The organism is Paenibacillus xerothermodurans, from assembly GCF_002220865.2.
In the GTDB taxonomy this organism is placed as follows: domain Bacteria; phylum Bacillota; class Bacilli; order Paenibacillales; family NBRC-103111; genus Paenibacillus_S; species Paenibacillus_S xerothermodurans.
This window is the reverse complement of the sequence record NZ_NHRJ02000001.1, coordinates 690,953-704,667: the sequence shown is the minus strand read 5'-3', so window position 1 is coordinate 704,667 and position 13,715 is coordinate 690,953. Positions and strand designations below refer to the sequence as shown.

The window sequence follows — 13,715 nt, the reverse complement described above, 5'->3', positions numbered from 1 at the left end:
ATCGGAGGGGAGTTTATTGAACATCATTTTGAGTTATATCCTTATCATTAATTTGATCGGTTTCGTTATCATGGGTGCCGATAAAAGCAGATCCAAGAGGCGAAGCCGACGGGTGCCGGAGCGGCGGCTGTTTCTGATAGCGTTTGCCGGCGGTGCCGCAGGCGTCTGGCTGGGCATGCAGTTTTGGCGGCATAAGACCAAGCATGAATCGTTTTTCGTCGGCATTCCATTTGTTTTCATTCTCAACGTAGTATGTGTTTATTTACTCTTACAGTGGTTGTTTTATCCCCATCTATGAAAAAAACCTGGCCTAGACCAGGTTTTTGTGTTCGTTACAAATTAACTTGGCTTTGTTCCGCTTGAGATGACCACTGCTTGAGCTTTGTGTCCGACGGAAGCAGGATGGTCATCAATCCAAGCAGCGGCAGCAGCGCGCACAGCTTAATAACAAAGCCGATGCTGGTGGCATCCGCCAGCATGCCTAGCGCAGCTGCGCTAAGGCCCCCCATGCCGAAGGACAATCCGAAGAATAAACCGGACACGGTGCCCACTTTGCCGGGCAGCAGCTCCTGCGCATACACTACGGTGACAGAACCGCTCGACATAATAGTGAGTCCAATGATAATGGAAAATAAAACACTCAGCTGCACGTTAACGTATGGAAGAGCTAATGCAAAGGGCAGTGCCGCTATAATCGAGAACCAAATCATATTCCTGCGTCCCCACAAGTCGGCGATCGCTCCGCCGAAAAATGTACCGACAGCCCCGGCGAACAGGAATCCGAAGACGATCCACTGCGCTTGCCCGATCGGCAGCTGAAAATGCTCAATGAGGTAAAAAGAATAAAAGCTTGTGATGGCCGCAAGATACGCCATCTTGGTGGAGACCAACAGCAGCAGGATGGAGACTGCGAAGCGAACTTGCCTGCGGCTCCCCGTTGTCGTTGGAGCTGTCTGCTGCAGTTTTCTCTTGGCCGGCCGCAGCCGCAGTTGACTGCTGTACCAGCGGGCGGTATATGTTTGAATGGCGATCGCCGCCGCTGCAGCGATGGTAAACCATATGATGCCGAACTGCCCTAACGGCACGAAGATCAACGCAGTCATGATAGGAGCCAACGCTTGGCCTGTGCTTCCGCCAACCTGAAATATCGATTGAGCCAAGCCCCTTCTTTGGCCTGCGGCCATGTAGGCGATCTTGGCCGACTCCGGATGGAACACGGCGGAGCCGATGCCGACTAGTGCAACCGAGAGCAGCATCACCGAGAAGCTGCCGGCCAGTGCCAAGCCGAGTACGCCAACCAGCGTGGCGGCCATCCCGAGCGGGAGCAGATAAGGCTTCGGCTTGCTGTCGCTGTAAAAGCCAATGGCCGGCTGCAAAATGGAAGCGGTTGCGTTTAACGCAAACGCGATCAAGCCAAGCTGGGTATACGACAGCTGCAATGACTCTTTTACAATAGGAAAGATGGCAGGCACCACGGATTGAATGGTGTCATTCAGCAAGTGTACCAAACTGACGGCGAACAGGATGCTGAACAAGGTGCCTCCTGCACGAGCGGGAGAAACGCTGGTTTTTGTTATCATCTGAACACTCCCATTCCATTTATATATACGCTAAAGTATAGCACGATCATTGAACTAATTGTTAAATAATCACGGGTATGGGCACAGCTTCATCCCCACCGCGGAAGTAAAATTTACTTCAGGATTGCACTACCGCACTACCAATCTATACCGGTTTCACCGGAATCTCGGCAGGGTAAAAAAAATCAACATTTTGGAGGAGGGGTCACATGGACTATTATTACATTACGGTGAAGCTGGTCACCGCAATGCTGGGTTTATGGTTGATCACGAGGGTACTGGGGAAAAAGGAAATTTCCCAGCTGACCGCTTTTGACTTCGTTTCCTCCTTGATGCTGAGTGAAATCGTAGGCGAAACACTCTATGATAAAGAGGTCTCTTTAACACAGCTGCTGTACGCATTGATCGTATGGGCGGGGCTCTCGCTTTTGCTGGAAAAACTGGTGCAGCTGATACCGGGGCTGTCAAAGTTTTTGAACGGCTCTGCGGACTTGATCATTGTTAATGGGAATATAGATGTAAAGGCGATGAAACGAAATCATCTTGATTTCGAACAGCTGCATACGCTGCTGCGGGAACAAAATATTTTCAGTGTGCGTGAAGTGGCATTCGCCGTATTCGAGACGAACGGAAACATCAGTGTGAAAAAGAAGTCGTCGGATGAGAGTGTCACTCGCCGCGATCTGGCCCTGGCGGCCGAACCGGACGAGCTTCCCGTCGTCCTCATTGAAAACGGCAGGCTCATACATCAACGGCTGACAGACATCGGCCGGTCTGAGGATTGGCTGTTGAGCGAGCTGCGCGAGGCAGGGGCGCGGAGCAGCGAGGAGGTCGTGTATGCGGAATGGACGGACAGCAAGGGCTTGTTCATGCAGCTGAGGCATGAGCGGTAGGTTCGCGCAATGTGGCAAAACCAGGCAGTGTTTCTCTATTCCGCACCAACTTTGTATGCTATTATAACCGTGTCCGCACTGAGCTTTTGACATTGCATTTCAACTCAAAAGGGAGTGTTTTGATTGAGCAGCGCATCGATATCCAGCCAAACGTTTGTGCTCGACGCCGGGCAGCTCGGCACCGGTGAGCCGTTGTACATCCGGGGTGACGTCCGGTATGCGTCCGAACCTGTCGAGGCCCGGCCGGTGCTTATTTTCGTACATGGCTTTAAGGGATTTAAGGATTGGGGATTCTTCCCATACATGGCGGAGCGGTTCGCCGAGCAGGGCTTTTACGCGGTTACGTTCAATTTTTCGTGTAACGGGGTTAGGGTAGAGGATTTCGATGAATTGGATCGATTCGCTCACAATACCTACTCGCGGGAGCAGCAGGACCTGGCATTGGTGCTGCAAGCGATCAATGACCGCTCGCTGCCGGCTGCAGAACGCGCGGATGCCGGCAGAGTCTACTTGTTGGGACACAGCCGGGGCGGAGGTAACAGTATCATTTTCGCCGCGGAGCACCCGCAAATCGCCGGAGTGGTGACCTGGAACGGGATTGCCCGGGCGGATTTGTTCGACGAAGCGTTCCGAGCGCAGGTCGCGGAGCGGGGAGTCGCTTATGTGCCGAACGCCCGTACCAAACAGAATATGCCCATTAGCGCAGCATTCTATGAAGATTTGGAGCAAAACCGGGAGCGGTATGATATTGTGCGACGCTTGACCGAGCTCCGCATACCTGTGCTTCAAGTGCAGGGGGACCAGGATGCTCCGCGTTTGAAAGCAAGCTTCAGGCAGCTCAGTGCGGCGGCGCCGCAGCATGAGACCGTGACCATCGAAGGCGGTACACATACGTTCGGGGCGGCACATCCATTCGATGCGACCACACTACAGCTGGAACAGGCGGTGAACTGCACGCTGAAATTTTTATCTCGCCATATGTAGAGCTATGTTTTAGTTGTGTAATAACGAGATCTTTGGCCGACTCCGGCCAGGGATTATTTTTTTGCCTTCACACAGATTTCTGCGACGGGCAGATTCATTTAAGGAATATTGGGAACAATATACCAAGATTCGAATAAAGGAGTGAAGCGGATGGATTTATTCACACCCGAATTTTGGTCAACGTTATTCTCAATCGTGGTGATTGATTTGGTTTTAGCCGGCGACAACGCCATCGTCATTGGTTTAGCCGCACGAAATCTGCCGAAGGCCCAACAAAAGAGGGTCATTTTTTGGGGCACGCTCGGCGCGATCGTCATTCGCTCAATTTTAACGCTGGTGGTAGTCTGGTTACTCAGAATACCGGGCCTCCTCATCCTCGGGGGTCTGTTGCTTATTTGGATCGCGTACAAGCTCCTAGCGGAGGAGAAGGAACACGAGGTAAAGACAGCTGCGAACGTGTATGCGGCGATTTGGACGATCATTGTGGCGGACACGGCAATGGGATTGGACAACGTTCTCGCTGTGGCAGGAGCTGCACATGGAAATTTTCTAATGGTGGTGTTAGGCTTAATCATTAGTGTGCCTATCGTTGTGTGGGGCAGCACGATTATTCTGCGCTGGGTGGACCGCTTCCCGATCATTATTTTCGTGGGATCCGGTGTGCTGGCGTGGACGGCAGGCAAAATGATCGTCGAAGAACCACTGGTTGAGGAATTTTTCGTGGAACATCCATTTATCCGATGGGGTGTTATTCTCGTGCTGATCGGCGGCGTACTGCTCGCAGGGTGGATGCAAAAAAAACGTGCGGGCAGAAAGAAAAAGCAGCAGCAGGCTCAGTAAAAATATATATCATTCAGCTTGTCGGCCTGCTGATGCAGGTCCGTCCAAAATTTCCGAGAAAAGATATTGCGCAAAATCCCGAAGAGAAGGCAAGCTGCGCAGGCAGCCTGCCTTTTGGTTTCGCTGCTGCGTGCGAAATCACTGGAGGGACCAGTGCAACAGAGTAGGAGCGACAACGGTTGCGGGAAATCAGCTTTGGGTTAGTTCATCGGGTGAGTGTTAAGAGAAAAAACGCGGGACAAATCGCAGCGTCATGTAGTACCATAGCAAAGGAAGGTTTTTGCAACGTGGCAGCACACATTTATTTTTCCGAAAGCGGGAATTCGGGCATGTTCAAATCGGCCTCGGCTGCATATGTATACGTTTGCATTTATTACGCGCTTGTTTTCATGGGCAATGGAGCGTTCTCATCGTACATTGGCTTGTATTACAGCAAGATCAATTTGGATACGTTTACTATCGGTCTGCTTACCTCGGTAGGATTAATCACCGCGCTATGCGTACAGCCGTTGTGGGGGTTGGCCGCCGATCGGGCGAAATCGAAGAATAGCGTGCTCCTGCTCAGCTTGCTGCTTACTTCTGCCTCCATCTGGCTTATGCCGGCTTCCGGCGAGCATTTTTGGCTGCTGCTCGCATCGACTGCTTTGTTTTATGTGTTCCAGTGTGTGGTCAATCCGCTCAGCGACACGATAACGCTGGAGCTCGCAGGCAAATCGCAGTTTAATTTTTCACGCGTGCGCACCTACGGTTCCGTCGGCTTCGCAGGGATGTCGGCTATCGCCGGTTGGATACTTGACCGTGACATCAATTATATGTTCCCTCTGTTTTCAGCGATGATGCTGCTGGCCTTCGTGTGCGCCTGTACGATTCCGCGAGTGGAGGGACACCAGAGGAAACAGAAGGTACGCTTGAAGGAACTATTCAACAGTAGAGCCTTGACCGTGATATACATATACACATTCATCATTGAATCGACCATCGGCTTCTTCTTCACTTACCATGCAGTGTACTGCCAGGAGCAGGGCATCAGCACCAGCTTGCTTGGCATCGGCGTCATGATCGGGTCCATCAGCCAGTTTCCGTTTATGATCTTTTTTGACCGGCTGTATGCGCGTTTTGGAGTATATAAAATTTTGCTGTTCTCCGGCTTGATTCATCTGCTTCGATGGCTGCTCTACGCTGTCACGGTGACGGAGTTCACCGTGATTCTATCGTGGGCACTGCACGGCGGTACGTTTATTTTGTTCTACCTGTGCCTGGCCGAGTACGTCAATCGGCACGTGCGCAAGGAATTAAAGGCGAGCGGCCAGATGATGAACTCCATCATGACGCTCGGCATCAGCCGAATTTTTGGAGGCTTGGCAGGCGGCGCTTACGCCAGTGTATTCGGTATCGGCTCGGGCTTCGCCGTGTGCGCTGGCCTCTGCGCTGTGGCAATGCTAGCTTTCAGCTGGTATGTGAAACGTTACGCCGCATCCACAGCCGCCCAGGCTGAGACCAACAGCGTGGCGCAATGATTGAGGAGTGGCGTCCGAGCCGTAGCGGGCTCGCTGGCTCCAGATGATCCCTCAGGATGCCTCCCCAATCGGGAGGTTTTTTTATTCATGCTGAACAAACGAACGGTTCCAAAATTGATAACTCACTTCTGATATTTATAAGACGACTATGCGGCTCGCTGTTTACAATGTGGGTAAATGAGACAATTTTCTCAATTGCACAATCGAAAGGAGTAACAACGATGGCAACTATTAATGTCGGCATTATCATGAATGGCGTCACAGGCAGGATGGGAACAAATCAGCACTTAATCCGTTCCATTGCAGCTATCCGCAAGCAGGGAGGCGTGGCGCTTCCTAATGGGGACGTCATTATGCCGGACCCGATTCTGGTCGGCCGCCAAGAGAGTAAGCTAAAGGCTTTGGCCGAGGCTAATGGTATTGGGCGCTGGAGTACCAACCTAGATGAGGCATTAGCTGATGCCCACAACCAGATATACTTCGATTCCCAGACCACTGTGCTTCGTGCTGCGGGTGTTCGAAAAGCCATCGCCGCCGGCAAGCATATCTATTGCGAAAAGCCGACAGCGGGCAGTTTGGCTGAGTCGTTAGAGCTGGCAAAGCTGGCGCGGGACAAAGGCATCAAAAACGGAGTCGTGCAGGACAAATTGTTCTTGCCCGGACTTATCAAATTGAAACGGTTGGTCGATTCCGGCTTCTTCGGCCGTATTTTAGCAGTCCGCATGGAGTTCGGCTACTGGGTGTTCGAGGGGGATTGGCAGCCGGGCCAGCGTCCTTCGTGGAACTATCGCAAAGAGGACGGCGGCGGTATTATCGTAGATATGTTCGCGCACTGGCGTTATGTTTTGGACAACTTGTTCGGCGATGTCAAATCCGTCTCCTGCTTGGGCGTAACTCACATTCCACAGCGTGTCGACGAGCAGGGCAATACTTACGATTGCACAGCCGATGATGCGGCATACGCGACTTTCGAAATTGAGGGCGGTATTATCGCACAAGTGAATTCGTCTTGGGCGGTACGCGTCAACAGAGATGATTTGGTAACGATTCACGTGGACGGTACGGAAGGCAGTGCCGTGGCCGGACTTCGCGACTGCAAGACGCAGCATAGAGTGAACACGCCGAAGCCGGTATGGAATCCGGATATTCCAAACCCCTTCAACTTTCTTGAGCAATGGGAAAATGTCCCGGACAACCAAGTGTTCGATAACGGCTTCAAAATTCAGTGGGAACTGTTCCTGAAGCATGTGGTGATCGACACACCGTTCCCGTGGGATTTGCTTGAAGGTGCCAAGGGCACGCAGTTGTCGGAGCTCGGACTGCAATCTTGGAAAGAACGCCGCTGGGTCGATGTGCCGGAATTAACATTGTAAGGAGGAGATCATTGTGGCTCAATCTATCCAACTGCCGCGCGCCGGAGGCGCTCTTTATTCGTACGAGCCCGGACGCAATCAAGCGTTTGAGATTCCGAAGGGGCCGCTGAAAAGCCGTATCGCATTTTCCGCCGCACACGTAGTGGCCGATCCATTCGCTGACAGCGATCCTCTGCAGCACTCGAAAATCGACTTTAAAGCGACGATGGAATACCGCCACTATCTGTGGTCTCTCGGTCTATCCGTTGCGGAAGCGATGGATACGGCTCAGCGCGGGATGGGCCTCAACTGGGAAAGCTCCAAAGAGCTGATCAGACACTCCATCGTGGAGGCGCGGTCCGTCGGAGGCAATATGGCGTCCGGCGCCGGCACCGACCATCTCGCTCCGGGCAGCAGCGTGACGCTCGAGCAGGTTGAAGCCGCTTACGAGGAGCAGTGTTCCTTTATCGAAGGCGAGGGTGGGCGGATCATTCTGATGGCCAGCCGTGCACTGGCTGCGTGCGCCAGGAGCCCGGAAGATTATGAGCGGGTGTACGGAAAAATGTTAAGCCAGGTGTCACAGCCGGTCATTTTACACTGGCTTGGGGACATGTTCGATCCCGCGTTAGCCGGATATTGGGGACATCGGGATCCGGACGCTGCGATGGAGGTTTGCTTGCGGATTATCCGTGCAAGCGCTGCCAAAGTAGACGGCATCAAAATTTCACTGTTAGACGCAAGCAAGGAAATCAAGATGCGCCGTCTGCTGCCGGAAGGCGTAAAAATGTACACCGGCGATGATTTTAACTATCCGGAGTTGATCCGCGGCGATGAGCAGGGCTACAGTCATGCTTTGCTAGGTATCTTCGACGCGATAGCCCCGGCCGCCGCCGCGGGCCTTCACGCGCTGGATGAGGGAGATACAAACCGCTTCCATGAAATCCTAGACAAAACGGTTCCGTTATCCCGGCACATTTTCCAGACGCCGACTTACGCGTATAAAACGGGTATCGTGTTCATGGCCTACCTAAACGGACATCAGAGCCACTTCCGTATGATCGGCGGCGCAGAAGGGGCACGCTCGGCGGTGCATTTGGCGGATCTGTTCGTCATGGCCGACCAAGCGGGCTTACTGACCAATCCGGATCTGGCTGTGGAGCGTATGCAGTTGGTACTGAAGCTGGCAGGAGTGAGGTAACACTGATGCTTACGAACGGTGAGCGACAACTCAATGCGGAGTCATGGAGTCCGTACGAAGTTGTGTGCAGTGAGCGAATATTGATTCAATTCGCATAGAGGGGGTAAAAAAATGGCAAGGCTTGGGTCATTTGACCGTCTAAGTCTGAACCAGATTACGACGGAGCGGTGGAGTTTGCGCGAGGCGGTGGAAGGCTGTGTGCGCGCAGGTGTGCCTTGGATCGCCCCTTGGCGGAACAAGGTTGCCGAAGCAGGACTAAGCGAGAGCAGACGGATGATCCAAGACGCGGGCCTGCAAGTGTCGAGCCTATGCCGCGGCGGTATGTTTCCCGCGGCCACTGCGGCGGAACGGCAGGCGCGGATCGACGACAACCGTCGTGCTGTGGAAGAAGCTGCCGAGCTGGGCGCGCAGGTGCTGGTGCTCGTCTGCGGACCGTCCCCGGATCGCGATATTGACAGAGCACGAGGCTGGGTGGCGGAAGGCATCGATCAGCTGGTGCCGTTCGCTCGCGAACACGGTGTGAGGCTCGGCATTGAGCCGCTCCATCCGATGCAGGCGGCCGAAAGGTCGGTGGTCGTCACATTGGGGCAGGCCAACACGCTGGCCGAACAGTTCGCAGCACAGGATGTAGGAGTGGTGGTTGATGTGTTTCATGTATGGTGGGATCCCGAGCTATACAGTCAAATCGCCCGTGCCGGCGAACGTATCCTGGGTTTCCACGTGTCGGACTGGATCGTGCCTACGCCGGATATGGTGCTGGGCCGCGGCATGATGGGCGACGGGGTGATAGAGATCCGCCGGATACGTGAAGCGGTTGAAGCGGCAGGATACAACGGCCCGATTGAGGTTGAAATATTTAACCGTGCCGTATGGGATGCGCCGGGCGACGAAGTGCTCGCGCTGATGAAAGAGCGCTATCTCGAGCACGTGTGAGAAGAGCCAGGCCACAAGAAGAAAACAGCAGCCGACCGCATCCGGGACCATTGCAATGACGTCGGATACAGTCGGCAAAATAGCTTGCCGAGCCGGTTCCCAAAGCGGTAAGATGGGTTTAAAACCGTTATTTCCGGGCAATTTGGGGGCCTTTTATGAAATTGCACACAGTGGACTCGCTATTTCATGGCGTACATCTGTACGAGAGCAAGCATCTCGATGGTGATATAATCGATGACCATCATCATGCCATTCATCAGATTCTGTATGCTCTGGAAGGCGAAGGCAGCATCACGCTGGACGGCAGGCAATACGAGTTCAAGCAGGACACAGCCGCGTTAATCGTACCGCATTCGAATCACTCCGTTTTTTCGGAGTCGAAGCTGACATTACTGGTCCTCGCCTTTGAAGACACGGCGATCGACTCGTTCGCCCGCTCAGGTCTGCTTCACACGAGCTTTCCGACGTCCGCTTTCTTGCAGCTCAGCCCGTTTGCGGCCGCAGACCTAAGGCAGCTTCTGCGAAAAATGCTGTTCGAGCAAACCCATCCGGATGCGTTGGGCAGATGGGCTCAGCAGATCTATATCCTTGAAATTTTGCTCGTCTTGGCACGAACGAGTCAATCAGCCACGATAACGGATTCGAACAGCCTCCGGGCCGAGCGCATACGCAGTTACATTGACACACATTTTTTCGCGCCGCTCACTGCCGGGGATATCGCTGCCAGACTGGGCATGGGCGCAAGACACGTCAATAATATTTTCAAAGAACATTACCGTATCACACCGATTCAATATTTGACCGAGGTTAGGATCGGGTTAGCGAAAAAGCTGCTGGCGGAAACGGATAAGGACATCGCGTCCGTCTGCTTCGAAGTCGGCTATGAGACGCTGCCTACATTTTACCGGGCATTCAAAAATATTGTGAAAATGTCCCCTAACATGTTCCGGCAGCAGAGTAAAGGCTGACCCGACACATCGTCATGGAGGTGGTGACTGAAATGAGCGGTAACAAGATTTCCGTTTTGCTGGTTGGTATTGGCGGCTACGGGAACAAATACGTGGAAGAGCTGCTGTATCATCAGGATAGAAGTACATTCGAGATTGCCGGCGTGGTCGATATCAATCCTGAGCGATGCAGCTATGTTCAGGAATTGAAAGACCGAAGCATACCTTTTTATACGGATATGGCTAGTTTTTATGAATCCTCTCGTGCGGACCTTGCGATCATTTCCACCCCGATACAGTATCACAGCGAGCAGGTATGTTTGGCTCTTTCCCAAGGCAGCCATGTTCTGTGCGAAAAACCCATAGCAGCCACGGTGCAAGACGCGCAAAAAATGATGGAGATGCAAAAGAAAACCGGCAAGTTCGTTGCCGTCGGCTACAATCTGTCGTTCAACGCCCAGATCCAGGAGCTGAAACGTCATATCGCAGCCGGGCTGTTCGGCAGACCGAAGCGGATGAAAACGCTCGTGCTTTGGAGGCGAGGTCTCGATTATTTCGGCAGCGGCTGGAAGGGCCGCAAAAAAGGCGCTAACGGCGAGTGGATTTTGGACAGCGTGGTGCACAATGCTACGTCGCATTTTCTGCATAACATGTTTTATCTCATCGGTCCAAGGCCTAATGAAAGCGCCAAGCCGGTCGAAGTGACTGCAGAACTGTATCGTGCCAACGACATCGAAACCTTTGATACATGCGCGTTGAAAGTGAACACGGATCAGGGCGTTGATATCTTTTTCTACGCGTCGCACACGATTCTCGGCAATGCCGGCCCGGTTTTCACGTTGGAGTTCGAGAAGGCAGTCATTACGTTCTATGAAGGCAAAGACGACAACAAAATCACTGCAGTGTTCCATGACGGCACGGAAAAGGTGTACCCGAGCACCAACACTTCGGCTCTAGCGGACAAACTGCGCACGTGCATTGCGGCGGCGGCAACCGGGGCGGATGAAATTCCTTGCGGACTTGAAGCGGCTTATCCGCAGCTGCTCTGTGTTAACGCAGTGATGGATGCCATACCGGAGGTGCCTGGATTTGAACCGCATCTGGTTCACCACGACGAGGACACCGATGCGATCTGGGTAGAGAGTCTGGAGGAAACGCTCTGGCTATGTTATGACAAATGGCAGCTGCCTGCGCAAGCGGGCGCGAAATGGGCTGCTGAGGCGAAAGCCGTAGACCTCGCGGGCTATCGGGTTTTCAAGGGATGAGCACCAACGAAGGCCACCCTGTGTAATATGCACGGTGGTATAATTCAAGCGAAGGACGGACTGCGGGCAGCTTGCCTGTGGTTCGTTTTTTTTCTGTGACAGCAGCTCACGCTGTGGCAGTCGGACCGGGCAGGATGAGGAGCTCCACGAGTAAACTCGATCATGCACTCACCTCAAATGGAAGTTGTTTCTTAATCAGCGGAATGTATTAAGAATTCATAGGAGGTGAAGAAATCATGCAAAGTATGAAAATGCCTATGGTCGTGCTGTTCATTCTGTTCTTAATTTCTCTTGGTTGTATGGTGTATGGGAATGTGTTTGAACGCGAACAGATGTTGGCGAACGGACTGCAAACATTTGGATTTCTTGGAACGATAGGCTGTGGGGTCGGGCTGCTCGCCTTGGTGATTTATCATGAACGCAAGAGAACCGAGGAAAAAGGCAGATAATACGCCGCAGGAGCAGATGTGGTTTGCATTGGCAGCAGCAGTATCCGTCATAAAAAAGTCTGATAACTGCACACGTTCCCGAGCGCTGCCGTATCTGTTATGATGGGGGCAAACGGAAACGGGGGGGGTCGACTATGGGCGTTTTATCGGACAAAACAGCGATTATAACAGGCGCCGGGACGGGTTTAGGCAAAGCCATTGCCAGAGCGATGGCGAACGATGGAGCAGCCGTTGTTCTAGCGGGGCGCAGAAAAGACAAAATTGATGCTGTTGCCGGCGGCATTGTCCGAAACGGCGGCACAGCGGAGGCCGTTGTGGCCGATGTCTCACAGGAGGCACAGGTGCAAGCGTTGGTGAAGCAGGCGATTGAGCTGCATGGGAAAATCGATATCTTGGTGAACAACGCAGCGGTGCTGGAGACGGGTGGCGTGATAGATACAACGCTGGAATCCTGGAATTATCAGCTGGCGAACAACTTGACGGGCGCGTTTTTACTGACGAGAGAGGTGCTGCCTCACATGAGGTCGCAGCGGTATGGACGGATTATCAACATCACTTCAGGCTTGGCCGTGAATGGTGCCGGAGGGTTTGCGGCATACGGTGTGAGCAAAGCGGGATTGGAGGCGCTCACGCGCACCGTGGCCGAGGAAGAGAGCCATTCTCAGATCCTTGCAAGCATGTTCGACCCAGGCACGATCAAAACGGAGATGCACGCGACAGGGACGGATCCGGATTTAGTGGCGCCTGATATAGTGCAGCTGGCGGCCCTGGCTCGGCCAGGGATCACGGGACAATTAATACATTTTGGCGACACGATTTAGACCGGTACGAGGCAAAGGCATAAGCTGCAGGGGATCGCACGCTCTCTTGACGCTTATGCTTTTTCATTTAATACGGAGTACTCCGCACATAGAACAGGCGTGTATGCAAACACTAATGCTGCCATTAACTCGACAAGGATGAGATAAAAATTATGCGTGCAATATTTATTACCTTTGTTCTCAGCGTGGCACTATGTCTATCCGGCAGCAGTCAGACGCTTGCCAGCATCGCTCCAGTGCCGCTCGAGGCGGTGCAGGAAGAAGGAGTGTACATAGAAATTAACAAAACGGCGAATCGACTTACCGTGTTCGCGAACGGCGTGCCGGTATACGGTTTTAGGGTTGCGACCGGGCGCCGGGTGGAGCTGACGCCGGTGGGCGAGTTTCATGTGATTGCAAAAATAGTAAAGCCATGGTATATACGCAAGCAAATTCCCGGCGGGCATCCGAAAAATCCGTTGGGCACCAGGTGGATCGGCCTCAGTGTCCCAGGTACGGGCGGCTATACCTACGGCATTCACGGCACAAACAGGCCCTACTCAATCGGCAGCCACGCGTCTTCCGGCTGTGTGCGCATGCACAATAGGGACGTTGAATGGCTATACCGGCACATCCCGCTCGGCACCAAGGTCATCATAAAAGACAAGTGACCGGTTAGCGGGGGCACGCGAGCATCCGAAGGGGGGTAACCCTTTGCCATGATCCGGCTGCGAACCAAGCATCAGGTGGTTGAATGCGGCCGTATACGCTAGTTTGCAAAAATTGCCCATGCTGCACTTTGACTCGCCTACTCAGGACTCCCGGAAGGAGTCCTTTTTGTGTCTGCTTCTAAAAATATTTGATGCCTAAGAACCATTTCACAAGTGGTTTTCACACTTTTTTTACATTTTTATCACAGTTTTATCATCACTGTGCGCTAAGTTCAGTGTACCGCTT

General features: G+C 53.0%; 14 protein-coding genes. 13 read left to right on the top strand and 1 reads right to left on the bottom strand.

Annotated features, from left to right (window positions below):
* The first annotated feature begins 16 nt into the window (after positions 1–16).
* Positions 17–298 (top strand): DUF1294 domain-containing protein, encoded by a 282-nt coding sequence (locus CBW46_RS03200; protein ID WP_089198550.1) that lies wholly within the window; start codon positions 17–19, stop codon positions 296–298.
* 34 nt (positions 299–332) lie between these two features.
* On the opposite strand, the gene CBW46_RS03195 is transcribed toward CBW46_RS03200, so the two are convergent.
* Complete coding sequence (locus CBW46_RS03195) at positions 333–1,580, bottom strand: MFS transporter (protein ID WP_089198549.1); 1,248 nt, start codon at positions 1,578–1,580, stop codon at positions 333–335.
* Between the two features lie 209 nt (positions 1,581–1,789).
* Here CBW46_RS03195 and CBW46_RS03190 point away from each other — a divergent pair, with 209 nt between their 5' ends.
* The 12 genes from CBW46_RS03190 (at position 1,790) to CBW46_RS03135 (ending at position 13,429) form a co-directional block, all read left to right on the top strand.
* Positions 1,790–2,473: a DUF421 domain-containing protein gene (locus tag CBW46_RS03190; protein WP_089198548.1), complete on the top strand. Its 684-nt coding sequence runs from the start codon at positions 1,790–1,792 to the stop codon at positions 2,471–2,473.
* A gap of 123 nt (positions 2,474–2,596) precedes the next feature.
* Positions 2,597–3,457: an alpha/beta hydrolase gene (locus tag CBW46_RS03185; protein WP_243633139.1), complete on the top strand. Its 861-nt coding sequence runs from the start codon at positions 2,597–2,599 to the stop codon at positions 3,455–3,457.
* 150 nt (positions 3,458–3,607) lie between these two features.
* Positions 3,608–4,297: a TerC family protein gene (locus CBW46_RS03180; protein ID WP_089198547.1), complete on the top strand. Its 690-nt coding sequence runs from the start codon at positions 3,608–3,610 to the stop codon at positions 4,295–4,297.
* A gap of 287 nt (positions 4,298–4,584) precedes the next feature.
* On the top strand, positions 4,585–5,814 hold the full coding sequence (locus CBW46_RS03175) for an MFS transporter (protein ID WP_133253922.1): 1,230 nt from the start codon (positions 4,585–4,587) through the stop codon (positions 5,812–5,814).
* Between the two features lie 221 nt (positions 5,815–6,035).
* Positions 6,036–7,187, top strand: a complete 1,152-nt coding sequence (locus CBW46_RS03170; RefSeq protein WP_089198545.1) for a Gfo/Idh/MocA family protein — start codon at positions 6,036–6,038, stop codon at positions 7,185–7,187.
* A gap of 13 nt (positions 7,188–7,200) precedes the next feature.
* A complete protein-coding gene (locus tag CBW46_RS03165) occupies positions 7,201–8,364 on the top strand; it encodes a dihydrodipicolinate synthase family protein (RefSeq protein ID WP_089198544.1) in 1,164 nt (387 codons plus the stop codon).
* A 111-nt stretch (positions 8,365–8,475) separates the two neighbouring features.
* On the top strand, positions 8,476–9,297 hold the full coding sequence (locus CBW46_RS03160) for a sugar phosphate isomerase/epimerase family protein (RefSeq protein ID WP_089198543.1): 822 nt from the start codon (positions 8,476–8,478) through the stop codon (positions 9,295–9,297).
* Positions 9,298–9,452: 155 nt separating this feature from the next.
* Complete coding sequence (locus tag CBW46_RS03155) at positions 9,453–10,265, top strand: AraC family transcriptional regulator (protein ID WP_089198542.1); 813 nt, start codon at positions 9,453–9,455, stop codon at positions 10,263–10,265.
* Positions 10,266–10,297: 32 nt separating this feature from the next.
* Complete coding sequence (locus CBW46_RS03150; RefSeq protein WP_165842179.1) at positions 10,298–11,509, top strand: Gfo/Idh/MocA family protein; 1,212 nt, start codon at positions 10,298–10,300, stop codon at positions 11,507–11,509.
* A 236-nt stretch (positions 11,510–11,745) separates the two neighbouring features.
* Complete coding sequence (locus CBW46_RS03145) at positions 11,746–11,958, top strand: hypothetical protein (protein WP_089198540.1); 213 nt, start codon at positions 11,746–11,748, stop codon at positions 11,956–11,958.
* Positions 11,959–12,092: 134 nt separating this feature from the next.
* Complete coding sequence (locus CBW46_RS03140) at positions 12,093–12,779, top strand: SDR family NAD(P)-dependent oxidoreductase (protein WP_089198539.1); 687 nt, start codon at positions 12,093–12,095, stop codon at positions 12,777–12,779.
* Between the two features lie 152 nt (positions 12,780–12,931).
* The gene (locus CBW46_RS03135) at positions 12,932–13,429 is read left to right on the top strand and encodes a L,D-transpeptidase (protein WP_089198538.1); all 498 of its coding nucleotides are present in this window, start codon (positions 12,932–12,934) and stop codon (positions 13,427–13,429) included.
* Positions 13,430–13,715 lie beyond the last annotated feature (286 nt).